The 15,473-nt window shown below is 69.6% G+C and carries 9 protein-coding genes; 6 read left to right on the plus strand and 3 right to left on the minus strand.

Features of this window, described 5'->3' with window-relative positions:
* Window positions 1-3: 3 nt before the first annotated feature.
* Window positions 4-1,035 carry an alanine racemase gene (locus ACZ6WH_RS21240; protein ID WP_361553300.1) on the plus strand — a complete coding sequence of 344 codons (1,032 nt, stop codon included), beginning with the start codon at window positions 4-6 and terminating at the stop codon, window positions 1,033-1,035.
* 115 nt (window positions 1,036-1,150) lie between these two features.
* On the opposite strand, the gene ACZ6WH_RS21245 is transcribed toward ACZ6WH_RS21240, so the two are convergent.
* Together ACZ6WH_RS21245 and ACZ6WH_RS21250 are read right to left on the minus strand one after the other, a co-directional pair.
* Window positions 1,151-2,611 carry a glycosyltransferase family 87 protein gene (locus ACZ6WH_RS21245; protein WP_469729910.1) on the minus strand — a complete coding sequence of 487 codons (1,461 nt, stop codon included), beginning with the start codon at window positions 2,609-2,611 and terminating at the stop codon, window positions 1,151-1,153.
* 132 nt (window positions 2,612-2,743) lie between these two features.
* Window positions 2,744-5,368: a transglycosylase domain-containing protein gene (locus ACZ6WH_RS21250; RefSeq protein ID WP_469729911.1), complete on the minus strand. Its 2,625-nt coding sequence runs from the start codon at window positions 5,366-5,368 to the stop codon at window positions 2,744-2,746.
* 365 nt (window positions 5,369-5,733) lie between these two features.
* Here ACZ6WH_RS21250 and ACZ6WH_RS21255 point away from each other — a divergent pair, with 365 nt between their 5' ends.
* The 3 genes from ACZ6WH_RS21255 (at window position 5,734) to ACZ6WH_RS21265 (ending at window position 8,965) form a co-directional block, all read left to right on the plus strand.
* The gene (locus ACZ6WH_RS21255; protein ID WP_432856893.1) at window positions 5,734-6,411 is read left to right on the plus strand and encodes a PadR family transcriptional regulator; all 678 of its coding nucleotides are present in this window, start codon (window positions 5,734-5,736) and stop codon (window positions 6,409-6,411) included.
* Between the two features lie 49 nt (window positions 6,412-6,460).
* On the plus strand, window positions 6,461-7,543 hold the full coding sequence (locus ACZ6WH_RS21260) for an inositol-3-phosphate synthase (RefSeq protein ID WP_469729912.1): 1,083 nt from the start codon (window positions 6,461-6,463) through the stop codon (window positions 7,541-7,543).
* Window positions 7,544-7,642: 99 nt separating this feature from the next.
* A complete protein-coding gene (locus ACZ6WH_RS21265) occupies window positions 7,643-8,965 on the plus strand; it encodes an MFS transporter (RefSeq protein WP_469729913.1) in 1,323 nt (440 codons plus the stop codon).
* Between the two features lie 29 nt (window positions 8,966-8,994).
* On the opposite strand, the gene ACZ6WH_RS21270 is transcribed toward ACZ6WH_RS21265, so the two are convergent.
* Complete coding sequence (locus tag ACZ6WH_RS21270; protein ID WP_469729914.1) at window positions 8,995-10,470, minus strand: CCA tRNA nucleotidyltransferase; 1,476 nt, start codon at window positions 10,468-10,470, stop codon at window positions 8,995-8,997.
* A gap of 198 nt (window positions 10,471-10,668) precedes the next feature.
* On the opposite strand from ACZ6WH_RS21270, the gene ACZ6WH_RS21275 reads away from it, so the two are divergent.
* Both ACZ6WH_RS21275 and murJ read left to right on the plus strand, forming a co-directional pair.
* Window positions 10,669-13,032: a DUF6049 family protein gene (locus ACZ6WH_RS21275; RefSeq protein WP_469729915.1), complete on the plus strand. Its 2,364-nt coding sequence runs from the start codon at window positions 10,669-10,671 to the stop codon at window positions 13,030-13,032.
* Window positions 13,033-13,078: 46 nt separating this feature from the next.
* Window positions 13,079-15,385, plus strand: coding sequence for a murein biosynthesis integral membrane protein MurJ (gene murJ / locus ACZ6WH_RS21280; protein ID WP_469729916.1), 2,307 nt, complete (start codon window positions 13,079-13,081; stop codon window positions 15,383-15,385).
* Window positions 15,386-15,473 lie beyond the last annotated feature (88 nt).

The raw sequence follows: 15,473 nt of genomic DNA on the forward strand, positions 1-15,473 counted from the left end.
GCCATGGCGCTCACCCTCTACGTCGACACCGCGCGCTGGCGGGCGCACCAGCAGCAGGTGCTGCAGCAGTTCCCGGGACTGGTCCCGGTCTGCAAAGGCAACGGCTACGGCTTCGGTCACGAGCGCCTCGCCGACGAGGCCACCCGCCTGGGTTCCGACCTGCTGGCCGTCGGCACCACCTACGAAGCGGCCCGCATCAAGGACTTCTTCAGCGGTGACCTGCTCGTCCTGACGCCGTTCCGGCACGGCGAGGAGCCGGTACCGCTGCCGGACCGGGCGATCCGCTCGGTCTCCTCCGTCCAGGGGCTCGGCGGCCTGGCCGGCGCCCGGGTCGTGATCGAGGTCATGAGCAGCATGAAGCGGCACGGCGTCACGCCGGAGGAGCTGCCGATGCTGACCTCGGCGATCGAGAACGTACGGCTGGAAGGCTTCGCCATCCACCTGCCGCTGGACCGCACCGACGGCACCGACGCCGTCGACGAGGTCATCGGCTGGATGGACCGGCTGCGTAACGCGCGGCTGCCGCTGCACACCATGTTCGTCAGCCACCTCAAGGCCGATGAGCTGCACCGGCTGCAGGCCCAGTTCCCGCAGACCCGTTTCCGGGCCCGGATCGGTACCCGCCTCTGGCTCGGGGACCACGACGCCACGGAGTACCGCGGCTCGGTCCTGGACGTCACCCGGGTGGCCAAGGGCGACCGCTTTGGCTACCGGCAGCAGAAGGCGGCCTCCGACGGCTACCTGGTCGTGGTGGCCGGCGGCACCTCGCACGGCGTCGGCCTGGAGTCGCCGAAGGCGCTGCACGGCGTAATGCCGCGCGCCAAGGGCGTCGCACGGGCGGGCCTGGCGACGGTGAACCGCAACCTCTCGCCGTACGTCTGGGGCAGCAAGCAGCGCTGGTTCGCCGAGCCGCCGCACATGCAGGTCTCCATCCTGTTCGTGCCGAGCGACGCTCCCGAGCCGAAGGTCGGCGAGGAGCTGGTGGCCCACCTCCGCCACACCACCACGCAGTTCGACCGCATCGTGGACCGCTGACCCGCGGCCTACCGGCACCAAAAGCCCCGGGCCCGGACGCACGGCACTCCTGCCGTACGCCCGGGCCCGCCGCGTTTCGCCGGCCGCCCTGCCGACCGGGTTCCCGACCCGGCGCTCAGTCCCGCGCCGGTCCCCACTCGACCCGTGGCACGCCCTCGTACGGGACGGTGTGCGGCGGGGCGTGGTACTGCCGCCCGAGGACGAACACGTCCGGCGCTTCGTCCAGGACACCGCCCGAGGGATCGTCGGTGCCGTCCCTGCGCACCCCGTCCCGGTCGGGCAGCAGAATGTCCCTGACCACCAAGGCGCACAGGTACAGCGTGCCCAACAGGTGCAGGGTGATCGCCAGTTGGTAGCCCTCCGGCGGCAGCCCCTGGTGCTTGTCCCCGCTGCCGCTGTAGGCGAGGTACAGCCAGATACCGAGGAAGTACATGACCTCGCAGGCCTGCCAGACCAGGAAGTCCCGCCAGCGCGGCCGGGCCAGCACGGCCAGCGGCACCAGCCAGAGCACGTACTGCGGGGAGTAGACCTTGTTGGTCAGGATGAAGAGCGCAACGACCAGGAACGCCAGCTGGGCCAGGCGCGGGCGACGCGGCGCGTAGAGGGCGAGCAGCGCGACGGCTCCGCAGCCGACGATCATCAGCAACGTCGCGTAGGTGTTGGCGTGCTCCAGCGCGTTGCCGGTCCGTTGGGAGATCAGCAACCAGACGGAGCCGAAGTCGATCGGGCGCTCCTGACTGAAGGTGTAGAACTTCTGCCAGCCTTCCCAGGCCGGCAGCATCACCGGCAGGTTCACCGCCAGCCAGGAGAAGACCGCGCCGCCCGTCGCCGCTCCAAAGGCACGCCACTTGCCGGCCCGCCAGCACAGGACGAACAACGGGCCCAGCAGGAGGACGGGGTAGAGCTTGGCCGCGGTCGCCAGCCCGATGAAGACTCCGGCGGCGAGCGGGCGGCTGCGCGACCACAGCAGCATCGCCACGGCCGTCAGCGCGACCGCGAGCAGGTCCCAGTTGATGGTGGCGGTCAGTGCGAAGGCCGGCGCCAGGGCGACGAGCAGCGCGTCCCACGGGCGGTGGCGGTGGGTGCGGGCCACGCAGACCGCGATGACGGCGGCGCAGACCATGAGCATCCCGGCGTTGGCCAGCCAGTAGATCTGCTCCCGGTACTGCATCGTGCCGCTGTGGGGCGTCACCCAGGAGGCCACCTCCATGAACACCCCGGTGAGTACCGGGTATTCGAGGTATTGCATGTCGCCGGGGATCCGGTCGAAGTAGGGGACCAGATTCTCGGCGAAGCCGCGTCCGACGTAGAGGTGCGGGATGTCGGAGTAGCAGGCATGGGTGTACTGGCTGGTGGCGCCGAGGAACCAGGCGCCGTTGTAGCAGGGCAGCTTCTGCACCATCCCCAGGGCGAACATCCCCAGGGCGACCAGGGCGATGATGCGGACCGGCGTCCACCAGCTCGCGCCGAGCAGTACGCGGCGGCCTGAGGGGCCTCCGATCAGCTCGCTGCCGGCCGCCGCCACCTCGTCCCGCTGCGTCGGCCGTACGGGCTCGTCCTGTCGCACGCTCGTCATGGGGTCATCCTGCCGCACGTCCCTGTGCTGGAGACGGCGAAGCCCCCGCCCGGCATGCCGGGCGGGGGCTTGTCGTGTTGCTCGCTGTTTCACGTGAAACCGGTCGAGCGTTTCACGTGAAACAGCGTGCGGTCAGTTGTCGATGCCGTTCGGGCCTCCGAAGAAGCCGCCGTCATCGCCACCTGGTGTCTCGGTCTCCGGCGGAGACGGCTCGTCCCCGGGGTCACCGGGATCGCCCGAGGGCCCGCCGTTCTGACCACCGTTGTCCTTGCAGCCGATGTCCCAGGGTGAACAGGTCTCGGTCGGCGTGGCGCTCGGGGAGGCATCGTCGCTCGGGGTCTCGGACGGCTCCTCCGACGGCTCCTCCGACGGCTCCTCCGTCTTCGTCGGCGTCGGGGTCGGGCTGGCGCTCTCGCCGTAGACGACCTTGCCGATCTGCTGCGGCGGCGGGAAGGCCACCATGGGCTCTCCCTTCATGGCCTCCATCATGTAGTCGCGCCAGATCTCCGAGGGGAACGACGCTCCGTGGATCTTGTCCTGGCCGCCGACGCCGTACATCTTCAGGAACTTCTGGACCTTGGCCTGGTCGTTGACGCGCCACATGCCGATCGTGGTGGCCAGCTGCTTGGTGTAGCCCGCGAACCACGCCGACTTGTTGTCATCGGTGGTACCGGTCTTGCCGGCCGCTTCCCGGCCGTCCGGCAGCTGGGCCGCCGTGCCAGTGCCCTTCTTGACGACGTTCTTGAGGACATCCGTGACGTTGTCGGCCACGTTCGGGTCGAAGGCCTGCTTGGTCTTCGCCACATCCCTGTGGTTGAACTTCTCCACGCCGTCCTTGGTCACCGACTCCACGGAGTACGGGTCGGTCTGCTGACCGCTGGCAGCGAAGGTGGCGTACGCACCAGCCAGCCGGATCGCGCTGGGGGCCGAGGTCCCCAGGGAGAAGGTCGGCGTCGTCCGCGCCATGCTGTTGTCGTCCCGCAGACCGGCGGCGATCGCCTCCTGCTTGACCACCTCCGGGCCCACGTCCATGCCCAGCTGGATGTAGGGCGTGTTGACCGAGTACTGCATGGCGGTCCGCAGGCTGACCCGGCCCTTGTCCTCGTTGCCGTCGTTGGCCTGGTGCCACTCGTTGCCGTCCTTGTCGTGCCAGACGGTCCGGTCGTAGTTGAGCAGTCGCAGCTTGTTGTCGCCGTTGTACATGCTGCTCGGCGACACGGGGGTACGGATGGCCGGGTTGCTCGGACTCCGCACGCCCTTGTCCATGGCCGCGGCCAGGACGAACGGCTTGAACGTGGAGCCGACCTGGACGCCGGTGTAGTCGGCGTTGTTCGTGTAGTGCTCCGTGGCGTCCTTGCCGCCGTAGATCGCACGGATCTTGCCGCTCTTCGGCTCGACCGAGGCCCCGCCGAACTGAACGTACTTGTCGACCGCACGCTGCTCGGGCTTCAGCGCCTTCTTCGAGACCTTCTCGACCGCCTGGGTCAGCTGACCCATCTTCTTGCGGTCGAAGGTGGTGTGAATCGCGTAGCCGCCCTTTTTGAGCTCAGCTTCCGAGATGTTCGTGTTGGCGGTGATGTAGTTGTTCGCGAGGTCGACGAGGTAGCCCTTCTGGCCCCGCAGGTCCATCGCCTTCTTCGGCGGCCGCGGCATGGGGAAGTCGTCGTCCGTGATCTCAGCCCGCTTGGCCTTGGACAGCCGGCCCACCTGGACTTCCCGGTCCAGCGTCCACGACCAGCGCGCCTTGGCCCGCTTCAGGTTCGCGCCCTTGCTCTCCGTCGTGACGAACGGGTCGTACAGGTTGGGACCGTTGAGCAACGAGGAGAGGAAGGCGCTCTCGCTCCTGGTGAGGTCCTCGGAGTCCTTGTTGTAGTAGGCGCGCGACGCCGCCTGGATACCGTAGGCGCCCCGCCCGTAGTACGCCGTGTTGAGGTACCCGGCCAGGATCTTGTCCTTGGGCTCCGAGGTGCCCACCTTTATCGAGATGAACAGCTCGGTGATCTTGCGCTTGAGCGTCTGTTCCTGGTTCAGGTACGTGTTCTTCACGTACTGCTGGGTGATCGTCGAACCACTCTGGGTGTCGCCACCCATGGCCATCTTGACCACCGCACGGGCGATGCCCATCGGGTCGACGCCGGAGTCCGTCTCGAACGAGGCGTTCTCCGCGGAGATCACCGCGTCCTGCATCTCCGTCGGGATCTGGCTGATCGGCACGATCGTGCGGTTGAGCTCGCCGCCACCCGCGACGACCATCTGCTTGCCGTCGTCCCAGTAGTAGACGTTCTTCTGCACCTGCGAGAGCTTCTGCGGGTCGGGAACATCGACGTACGCCAGCGCGATGCCCGACAGCCCGAGTACGAAGGCGATGAAGCCAAGGCAGCTGCCCAGCACCAGGCGCCAGGACGGCACCCAGCGACGTGCTCCGTCCCGGCCCGCGCGCGGATAGTCGATGAACCGCTTCTTGGGCGGCCGGCCGCCACCTCCGGCACTGCCACCGCCCCGGCGGCCGCGGCCCGCAACGGCCGCGGCTTCGGGCGCTCGCCGGCGCCCGCCGCGCTGCGCAGCCCTGCGCGCCGCCGCCCGCCCCTGATACGGAGGCTCCTGCCCAGGCGCGCCGGACGGGGAGGCGGCGGAGGCAGAACCCTGCGCCGGGCCGCGCGCAGCGCGGCGGCCACTTGATTGCTGCTGTGCGGCGCGTCGGGCCGCGGCACGTCCGCCACCTTGCGGCTGCGGCGGTTTGCGACGGTGCTCGCTCATGGAACGGTTACTCCTCGGGCAGGCGCGCTATACATCGCCTGAAGGCGGCAGTTCACTTCAGGTCCCCCCGACAACACGGCCCGCACTGGTCACTCGCACGGGCCGCACTACACCGGGGACGGAGACGCCACTTCTCGCCACCTGGTTCCCGGCAGTCTGCATGCCGCACAGACTACGCACGGCCAAAACCTGCCCAGGCTCGGAATTCACTCCAAATCAGTCACGTTGGCTACGTCGAATCGGCGATGTGATCCCGTTCACCGTTCGCGCCCTTGTCCCACCCGGTGTCCCGTTCTATCGTCTGGATGTATCGAGTCGATACATCAGCTCGGCATAAAGAACGCAGACGACTGAGGAGGCGGAGGATGAGCAGACGGTCCGGCATCCTCGAATTCGCCGTGCTCGGTCTGTTGCGCGAGTCACCCATGCACGGGTACGAGCTGCGGAAACGGCTCAACACCTCGCTGGGTGTCTTCCGAGCGTTCAGCTACGGCACCCTCTATCCCTGCCTGAAGTCCTTGGTCGCACATGGCTGGCTGACCGAGGAGACCGGGGGAGGAACGGCTCCCGGCACCCCCGCGACATCGCTCGCGGGGCGCCGAGCCAAGATCGTCTACCGGCTGACGGCCGAGGGGAAGGAGCACTTCGAAGAGCTGCTCGCCCACTCGGGGCCCGACGCCTGGGAGGACGAGCACTTCGGTGTCCGGTTCGCCTTCTTCGGGCAGACCTCACGCGATGTCCGCATGCGCGTACTGGAGGGCAGGCGCAGCCGCCTGGAGGAGCGCCTCGAGAGGATGCGCGCCTCGCTGACCCGCCGTGAGCGGCTCGACCAGTACACCCTCGAGCTGCAGCGACATGGCCTGGAGTCCGTGGAGCGCGAAGTGCGCTGGCTGAACGAGCTGATCGAGAGCGAGCGGGCCGGGCGCGACCAGCGTGCCCCGGACTCCGCAGACCCGGACCGTAACGAGTCAGGAGAGACGGGCGGCCTGCCCCGCAACCGGGGTGGATCCCGGCCGGATCCGTCCGATGACACCGCCACATGAGGCTCCGCAGCCGCGGAGCCGCGTCGAGAACAAACAGGGAGCAACCGGAATGGGTTCGGTTCGCGTAGCCGTCGTCGGCGTGGGCAACTGCGCCGCCTCGTTGGTGCAGGGCGTCGAGTACTACAAGGACGCCGACCCGGACAGCCGCGTGCCCGGTCTGATGCACGTGCAGTTCGGTGACTACCACGTGCGTGACATCGAGTTCGTGGCTGCCTTCGACGTCGACGCCAAGAAGGTCGGCCTCGACCTCGCCGACGCCATCGGCGCCAGCGAGAACAACACCATCAAGATCTGCGACGTGCCGCGCACCGGCGTGAACGTCCAGCGCGGCCACACCCTCGACGGTCTCGGCAAGTACTACCGCCAGACCATCGAGGAGTCCGACGAGGCCCCCGTCGACATCGTCCAGGTCCTCAAGGACCAGCAGGTCGACGTCCTGGTCTGCTACCTCCCCGTCGGCTCCGAGGACGCGGCGAAGTACTACGCCCAGTGCGCCATCGACGCCAAGGTCGCCTTCGTCAACGCTCTCCCGGTCTTCATCGCCGGCACCAAGGAGTGGGCGGACAAGTTCACCGAGGCGGGCGTCCCCATCGTCGGTGACGACATCAAGTCCCAGGTGGGCGCCACGATCACGCACCGCGTGATGGCCAAGCTCTTCGAGGACCGGGGCGTCATCCTGGACCGCACGATGCAGCTGAACGTCGGCGGCAACATGGACTTCAAGAACATGCTCGAGCGCGAGCGCCTGGAGTCCAAGAAGATCTCCAAGACGCAGGCCGTCACCTCCCAGATCCCCGACCGCGACCTGGGTGAGGACAACGTCCACATCGGTCCGTCGGACTTCGTCGCCTGGCTGGACGACCGCAAGTGGGCCTACGTCCGCCTGGAGGGCCGCGCCTTCGGTGACGTCCCGCTGAACCTGGAGTACAAGCTCGAGGTCTGGGACTCCCCGAACTCCGCCGGCGTCATCATCGACGCGCTGCGCGCCGCGAAGATCGCCAAGGACCGCGGCATCGGCGGCCCGATCCTCTCCGCCTCCTCGTACTTCATGAAGTCCCCGCCGGTGCAGTACTTCGACAACGAGGCCCGGGAGAACGTCGAGAAGTTCATCAAGGGCGAGGTCGAGCGCTGACCCGGCGACCGGCGGACGCCGACGCGACCGCACCGTCCTGACCCGCGGGCCCCTGGGAAGTCTCCCCAGGGGCCCGCGGCCTGTGTGAAGCTGTGGCCCATGCCCGCCGCGCGTGATCTCCGCGTACTTCTCCGCCGCCGCGACTTCCGCCGGCTGCTGGCCGTCCGGCTGCTCTCCCAGGCTGCCGACGGCGTGTACCAGGTCGCCCTCGCCTCCTACGTCGTCTTCTCGCCCGAGAAGCAGACCTCCCCCACGGCCATCGCCTCCGCCATGGCGGTGCTGCTGCTCCCCTACTCCGTACTCGGGCCGTTCGCCGGCGTGCTCCTGGACCGCTGGCGCCGCCGCCAGGTCCTGCTCCACGGCAATCTGCTGCGCGCCGTCCTGGCCGGCGCGACCACTCTGCTGCTCCTCGCCGGTGCGCCGGACTGGCTCTTCTACGTCTCCGCGCTCAGCGTCACCGCGGTCAACCGCTTCGTCCTGGCCGGACTGTCGGCAGCGCTGCCCCGGGTCGTCGACAACGCCGAGGCCCTGGTGGTGGCCAACTCCCTGTCCCCCACGGCCGGCACGCTGGCCGCCACCGCGGGCGGTGGCCTCGCCTTCGCCGTACAGCTCGCGGGCGTGAAGTCCGACGTGGCCGCCGTCCTCCTCGGCGCCGTCCTCTACCTGTGTGCCGCCGGCGTCGCGCAACGCATCCCTGTGGGCCTCCTCGGCCCGGACCCCCGCCGGGCGTCCCCGCGGATTGCCGACGCGCTGCTGGACACCGCCCGCGGGCTCACCGCCGGACTGGCCCACCTCCGGAAGCGCCGGTCAGCCGCGCGTGCCCTGGGAACGATGGCGCTGATGCGCTTCTGCTACGGCGCGCTGACGATCACGGTGCTGATGCTGTGCCGTGCCTACTGGCCGCAGAACGGACCGGACGGCATGGCCACACTGGGGCTGGCGGTCGCCGCCTCGGGCGTCGGGTTCTTCACCGCCGCAGTAGTGACCCCATGGGCGGTGGCCCGACTGACCGCCACCGGCTGGATCGCGATGTGTGCCGGAACGGCCGCCGTACTGGTCCCCGCGCTCAGTCTGTCCTTCGCCCTGGTGCCCGTACTCATCGCGGCCTTCGTCCTCGGCCTCGCCACACAGGGCGCGAAGATCGCCACGGACACGGAGGTGCAGCACGCCGTCGACGATGTGTTCCGCGGCCGGGTCTTCGCCCTCTACGACGTCCTCTTCCACACCGCCTTCGTCGGCGCGGCCGGGGTCGCGGCCCTGGTACTGCCACTCGACGGACGCTCGCCCGCACTGATCATCGGCGTGGCCGTGATCCATCTGGCCCTCGCCGTCACCATGGCGCGAGCACGTGTTTCACGTGAAACATCGCCCCGGCCGGGAGACGACCGAGGCGATGCGCGGGATGTTTCACGTGAAACATGAGCGGCCGGGCCCACCCGGCCGCTCATGGGTCAGCTCTGTGCGGCCCACCATTCCTTGAGCGCCCCGACCGCCGCCTCCCGGTCCATCGGGCCGTGCTCCAGCCGCAGCTCCAGCAGGTGCTTGTAGGCCTTGCCGACCTGCGGGCCGGGCGCGATGTCCAGTACCTGCATGATGTCGTTGCCATCCAGGTCCGGGCGGATCGCGTCCAGTTCCTCCTGCTCCTGAAGCCGCGCGATGCGCTCCTCGAGCCCGTCGTACGCCCGCGAGAGGGCATTGGCCTTGCGCTTGTTGCGCGTCGTGCAGTCCGAGCGCGTCAGCTTGTGCAGCCGCGTCAGCAGTGGCCCGGCGTCCCGCACGTACCGGCGGACCGCCGAGTCCGTCCACTCGCCCGTGCCGTAGCCGTGGAACCGCAGGTGCAGCTCGACCAGACGCGCGACGTCCTTGACCATCTCGTTGGAGTACTTCAGCGCGATCATGCGCTTCTTGGTCATCTTCGCGCCCACCACCTCGTGGTGATGGAAGGAGACCCGGCCGTCCTTCTCGAACCGCCGCGTCCGCGGCTTGCCGATGTCGTGAAGGATCGCCGCCAGCCGCAGCACCAGGTCCGGGCCGTCCTCCTCCAGGTCCATGGCCTGCTCCAGGACGGTCAGCGAGTGCTCGTAGACGTCCTTGTGCCGGTGATGCTCGTCACTCTCCAGCCGTAGCGCGGGCAGCTCGGGCAGCACCCGGTCGGCGATGCCGCTCTCGACCAGGAGCGTCAGGCCCTTGCGGGGGTGCACCCCGAGGAGCAGCTTGTTGAGCTCGTCACGCACCCGCTCGGCGGAGACGATGTCGATCCGGTCCGCCATCTCCTCCATCGCGGCCACCACCTCGGGCGCCACCGTGAAGTCCAGCTGCGCGGCGAAGCGCGCCGCGCGCATCATCCGCAGCGGGTCGTCGGAGAAGGACTCCTGCGGGGTGCCCGGCGTGCGGAGCACCCGCGCCGCCAGGTCCTCCAGGCCGTTGTGCGGGTCGATGAACTCCTTCTCCGGGAGCGCGACCGCCATGGCGTTCACCGTGAGGTCCCGGCGCACCAGGTCTTCCTCGATCGAGTCGCCGTAGGACACCTCGGGCTTGCGCGAGGTGCGGTCGTACGCCTCGGAGCGGTACGTCGTGATCTCGATGTCGAAGGAGCTCTTCTTGCAGCCGACGGTGCCGAAAGCGATGCCGACCTCCCACAGCGCGTCCGCCCAGGGCCGCACGATCTTCAGAACGTCCTCCGGACGCGCGTCCGTGGTGAAGTCCAGATCGTTGCCGAGCCGGCCGAGCAGGGCATCCCGTACCGAACCGCCGACCAGGGCAAGTGTGAACCCGGCCTCCTGGAAGCGACGGGCCAGATCGTCCGCGACGGGGGATACGCGCAGCAGCTCACTGACGGCGCGGCGCTGTACCTGGTTCAGCGCCTGCGTCGACTCTGCGCTGCGCTCGGTCTGCGGGGCGTGGGTGTGATTGTTGGCGTTCGGCACAACAGGACAGGGTACGTGCCCGCGCGGCGGCAGGCGGACGCCCGGACAGCGGACGCGAATAAAGGGGACAAGCCCGCGGAGACCGGTACCGCACGATCAGGTGGAGCAGTCCGCAGCACTTCGCCACAGCAGTCATCGTTACCATGCGTGGACGCACATAGCGACGACCACTGACGACGACGAGGGACGGGCGAGCGCGTGGCCGAGGCGGCAGGGTTTCCGGTAACCGAACGGCCGCGTGGTCGATGGCTGCGACGCGCCGCTGCGCTGGTCGCCGGTACACCGCTGCTGGCCGGACTGGTGCTGGTACCGCCCGCGCAGGAGGCGCACGCCGCGCCCTCCGGCTCCCGCACCGTCGACGTCGACATCGACTCGCTCAGCCCGCCGGCAGCCGGACGCAGCGACGACGCGGTCACCGTCACGGGCAGCATCACCAACAAGGGCAGGGCGACGATCACCGACGGACACGTCGGACTCCGCCGCGGCCCCGTACTGAACAACCGCAGCTCCATCGACAACGTCGCCCGGCGCACCGGCTACTCCGCAGGGCTGGACGGCCAGGAGGTCGGCGGAAAGGCCGAGAAGGTCGAGAAGCTGGCACCGGGCGTCTCGCAGCCCTTCTCGCTGCGTGTGCCGGTCAAGAAGCTGCGGCTGAGCAAGGACGGCGTCTACCAGCTCGGCGTCTCCTTCTCCGGCCGGTCCAAGAGCGCGCCGTACGAGCAGGTGCTCGGCATCGAGCGCACGTTCCTGCCCTGGCAGGAGGACGAGGCGGCGAAGAAGACCAAGCTCGCGTACATGTGGCCGCTGATCTCCAAGACGCACCTCACCGCGGAGACCGAGGGCGACGAGCAGCAGACGCCGATCTTCCGCGACGACAAGCTGGCGGCCGAGATCGCTCCCGGTGGCCGGCTGCAGCAGCTCGTGGCGCTCGGCAAGGATCTTCCGGTCACCTTCGTCGTCGACCCCGACCTGCTCGCCACCGTCGACGCCATGACCGGCCGCTACAAGGTCGAGGGGCCGAACGGCACCACCAGGGCGGGCCGGAACCAGGAAGTCGCCAAGCAGTGGCTGAGCGACCTGGAGCAGGCCGTCCAGGCCCATGAGGTCGTCGCGATGCCGTTCGCCGACCCCGACATCGCCTCGCTGGCGCACAAGGGCAAGGTCGTGCCCAGCGCTCTGAGCCACCTCGGCCCGGCCACCGATCTCGCGTCGAGGACCGTGGGGACCGTCCTGCCGGGCGTGAAGGCGCGTACCGACTTCGCCTGGCCCGTCGACGGAGCCGTGGACTCCTCCGTCGTGGACGTGGCCACCTCCGCCGGCGCCCACAACGTGATCGCCCGCAGCGACAGCATGCGGGAGAGCGGCCTGTCGTACACCCCCACCTCCGCCCGGCCCATCGGCGGCGGCAACACCGCCGTCGTGGCGGACGCCGGCCTGTCCACGGCCTTCACCGGCGACCTGACCAGGGCCGGGACAGCGAACCTGGCGGTGCAGAACTTCCTCGCCCAGAGCCTGATGGTCAATCTCCAGGACCCGTCGCGGCAGCGCAGCATCGTCGTGGCACCACAGCGGATGCCCACCGCGAGCCAGGCCCAGGCCATGGCGAAGGCGGTGCGGGCCGTGAACGACAGCGGCTGGGCCGAGGCGCAGGACCTCAGCGAAGCGGCCAAGGCCAAGCCCGACCCCAACGCCACCCGCCAGGTGCCCGGCGCGGCCTCCTACCCGGCCTCGCTGCGCAAGCAGGAGCTGCCCGCGGCCGCCTTCCGGCAGGCGCAGGAGACGCGTACCGCCCTGGACGACTTCAAGGTCATCCTGGCCGAGCCGTGGCGCGTGGAGACGCCCTTCGGCAACGCGATCATGCGGATGATGTCGACGGAGTGGCGCGGCGACGCCAAGGGCGCCGAGGCCTTCCGCAAGTCCGTGCGCAGCTATCTGGACGGTCTGACGACGAAGGTCCATCTGATCCAGAAGTCGGACGCCACGCTCTCCGGGCGCAGCGCGACGATTCCGGTCACGGTGCAGAACAACCTCGTCCGGGGCGTCAAGGGCATGACGCTGCGGCTCACGTCGTCGCAGCCCAACCGCCTGGACACGGGCGAACCGCAGACGATCGACGTCGAGGGCGGCCACAGCCAGTCCTTCAAGTTCGACACCACCGCGAACGCGAACGGACCGGTACAGGTCACCGCGCAGCTGTTCACGGCGGACGGCAAGCGGTACGGCCGGGCGATGACCTTCGAGGTGAACGTCACCGAGATCACCGCTACGGTCATGCTCGTCATCGCGGGCGGCGTGCTGCTGCTCGTGCTCGCCGGCGTACGGATCTACCTCCAGCGCAAGCGCGCGGCGGCACGCGAGGACGACGGCGGCACGGACGGCGGATCCGGTACGGACGACGGCGGGGCCGGCTCGGACGGCGGCGACGGCGCTCCGGACCGCGACGGCACCGACCGGGACGGCCTGCCCACGGACGGCGGCGACAGGCAGCCGGGTGACCCGGAGCCGGACACCGGTTCGGAAAGCACGGGCGGGTCCGGCTCAGGTGAGAAAGTGGACCGTTGATACATGGCGGGGCCGGATGGCCGGCGACGGATGAGGTGGGGCAGCTATGAATGCGCCGTACGACGGTGACCGCGGCCGGGCTGCGGGCGACGACGCCGCGGACCGGTCCCCACAGCCGCCGCAGGCACCGGACCCCTACGTGCAGGACGCGTACTCCCGGTCGCCCTTCCCTTCGCAGGACCCCACGGCCCACGACCCGGTGGCCGACGCGCTGTACGACCGGGCGGCCCATCCGCCGCAGGCCGGACCGGCCCAGCCGCTGTACCAGCAGCCGCCGGCCCCCCGGCACACCCCCGACCCGCAGGCGTGGCCCGCACCGGCTGCCGACCCGCAGGCCTGGCCCGCGCCGGCACCCGAGCCGCAGGGCCCCGTGCGCCCTCAGTCGTACGGCGACGCCACGGCGACCACCCAGTTCGTCGGGGTGGACGACCTGATCACCCAGGCCGTCGACCGGCCCGCGGAGCCCGACGCCTTCGCGCACCTCTACCGCGACCAGCGGGCACCGGAGCCGCAGCGGCCGCCGGCCCAGAACAGCGGTCCCGGCCCGTACCAGGGGCCCGACCGGCCGGCCGACGGTCAGCAGTACCCGTCCGCCGGTCAGCAGTACGGGCCCACGGGCAGGCAGTACGCACCGGCGAGCGGGCCACAGGCCGTGCCTCCGGCGGAGCCCGAGCCGGTGTCCGCACCGGAGTCGCCGGAGCCCTCGGGGCGCACCGGCGGCAAGGCGGGCAATCTGCTGAAGTCCAGCGCCGTGATGGCCGCGGGCACCATGGTGTCCCGGCTCACCGGCTTCGTCCGCAACGCGCTGATCGCTTCGGCGCTCGGCGCGGCCGTCCTCGGTGACGCGTGGCAGGTCGCCTACACCCTGCCCACGATGATCTTCATCCTGACCATCGGCGGCGGCCTGAACTCGGTGTTCGTGCCCCAGCTGGTGCGGGCGATGAAGGAGGACGAGGACGGCGGCGAGGCGTACGCCAACCGCCTGCTGACCCTGGTCATGGTGATCCTCGGCGCCCTCACCGTCGTCGCGGTGTTCGCGGCGCCCTGGCTGGTACGGGCGATGTCCGGCTTCGCTCCGGACTCGGCCAGCTTCGAGGTCGCAGTCTTGTTCACCCGGTACTGCGTGCCCACGATCTTCTTCATGGGCGTCCACGTGGTCATGGGCCAGGTGCTCAACGCCCGCGGCCGCTTCGGCGCGATGATGTGGACCCCGGTCCTCAACAACGTCGTCATGATCAGCACGTTCGGGCTGTTCATCGGGGTCTACGGCAGCGCCAGCTCCTCGCAGATCGGCGTGACCACGATCCCCGAGGCCGGCATCCGGCTGCTCGGCATCGGCACGCTGCTCGGCCTGGTCGTCCAGGCCCTGGCGATGATCCCCTACCTGCGCGACGCCGGGTTCAAGCTCCGGCTCCGCTTCGACTGGCGGGGCCACGGCCTGGGCAAGGCCGCCAAGCTCGCCAAGTGGACCGTGCTGTTCGTGCTCGCCAACCAGGCCGGCGTCCTCGTCGTCTCCAAGCTCTCCACCCTGGCCGGCGAGAAGGCCGCCGGCCAGGGGCACCCCGGCACCGGCTACATGGCGTACTCCAACGCCCAGCTGATCTGGAACATGCCGCAGGCGATCATCACCGTCTCCGTGATGGCCGCCATGCTGCCGCGCCTGTCGCGCTCCGCGCACGACGGTGACGTCGGTGCCGTCCGCGACGACATCTCGCAGGGCCTGCGCACCTCCGCCGTGGCCATCGTGCCGATCGCCTTCGGCTTCCTCGCGCTCGGCATCCCGATGTGCACCCTGATCTTCGCGGGGTCCGGTTCCGACGCCGGTGTCTCCATGGGCTACATGCTCATGGCCTTCGGTCTCGGCCTGATCCCCTTCTCCGTCCAGTACGTCGTGCTGCGCGCCTTCTACGCGTACGAGGACACCCGCACGCCCTTCTACAACACACTCATCGTCGCCGCGTTCAACGCCGCCGCCTCGGCGCTGTGCTACCTCCTTCTGCCCGCACGGTGGGCGGTGCTGGGCATGGCCGCCTCCTACGGCCTGGCTTACATCACCGGCGTCGGGGTGGCGTGGCGGCGGCTGCGCAAGCGGATGGGCGGCGACTTGGACGGTGCGCACGTGGTGCGTACGTACGCCCGGCTGGCCGGCGCGAGCGTTCCCGCCACCCTGTTCTCAGGCGCCGCGGTCTACGGGATCATCCAGGGGCTGGGCACCGGCGTTCTGGGATCGCTCGTGGCGCTGGTCGGCGGCGGTGCCGTCCTTCTGGTGGTCTTCTACGCCGCCGCGAAGAAGATGCGCATCGAAGAACTGAACGCCCTGGTCGGCATGGTGCGCGGCAAGCTGGGGCGCTGAGCGAGCACAACCTTCGTCCGCCACTGTGTGTCGTGCATAGTGGCGGTCTGTGGGCACAATTGACTTGGCTCTTTTGAGCATGCAACGG

Source organism: Streptomyces sp. NPDC050806 (genome assembly GCF_055586425.1).

What these genes read in the sequence shown, in the direction of transcription:
- ACZ6WH_RS21240 (WP_361553300.1), top strand. Translation starts at nt 4, where the DNA reads ATGGCGCTCACCCTCTACGTCGACACCGCGCGCTGGCGGGCGCACCAG.
- ACZ6WH_RS21245 (WP_469729910.1), bottom strand. Translation starts at nt 2,611, where the DNA reads ATGACGAGCGTGCGACAGGACGAGCCCGTACGGCCGACGCAGCGGGAC.
- ACZ6WH_RS21250 (WP_469729911.1), bottom strand. Translation starts at nt 5,368, where the DNA reads ATGAGCGAGCACCGTCGCAAACCGCCGCAGCCGCAAGGTGGCGGACGT.
- ACZ6WH_RS21255 (WP_432856893.1), top strand. Translation starts at nt 5,734, where the DNA reads ATGAGCAGACGGTCCGGCATCCTCGAATTCGCCGTGCTCGGTCTGTTG.
- ACZ6WH_RS21260 (WP_469729912.1), top strand. Translation starts at nt 6,461, where the DNA reads ATGGGTTCGGTTCGCGTAGCCGTCGTCGGCGTGGGCAACTGCGCCGCC.
- ACZ6WH_RS21265 (WP_469729913.1), top strand. Translation starts at nt 7,643, where the DNA reads ATGCCCGCCGCGCGTGATCTCCGCGTACTTCTCCGCCGCCGCGACTTC.
- murJ (WP_469729916.1), top strand. Translation starts at nt 13,079, where the DNA reads ATGAATGCGCCGTACGACGGTGACCGCGGCCGGGCTGCGGGCGACGAC.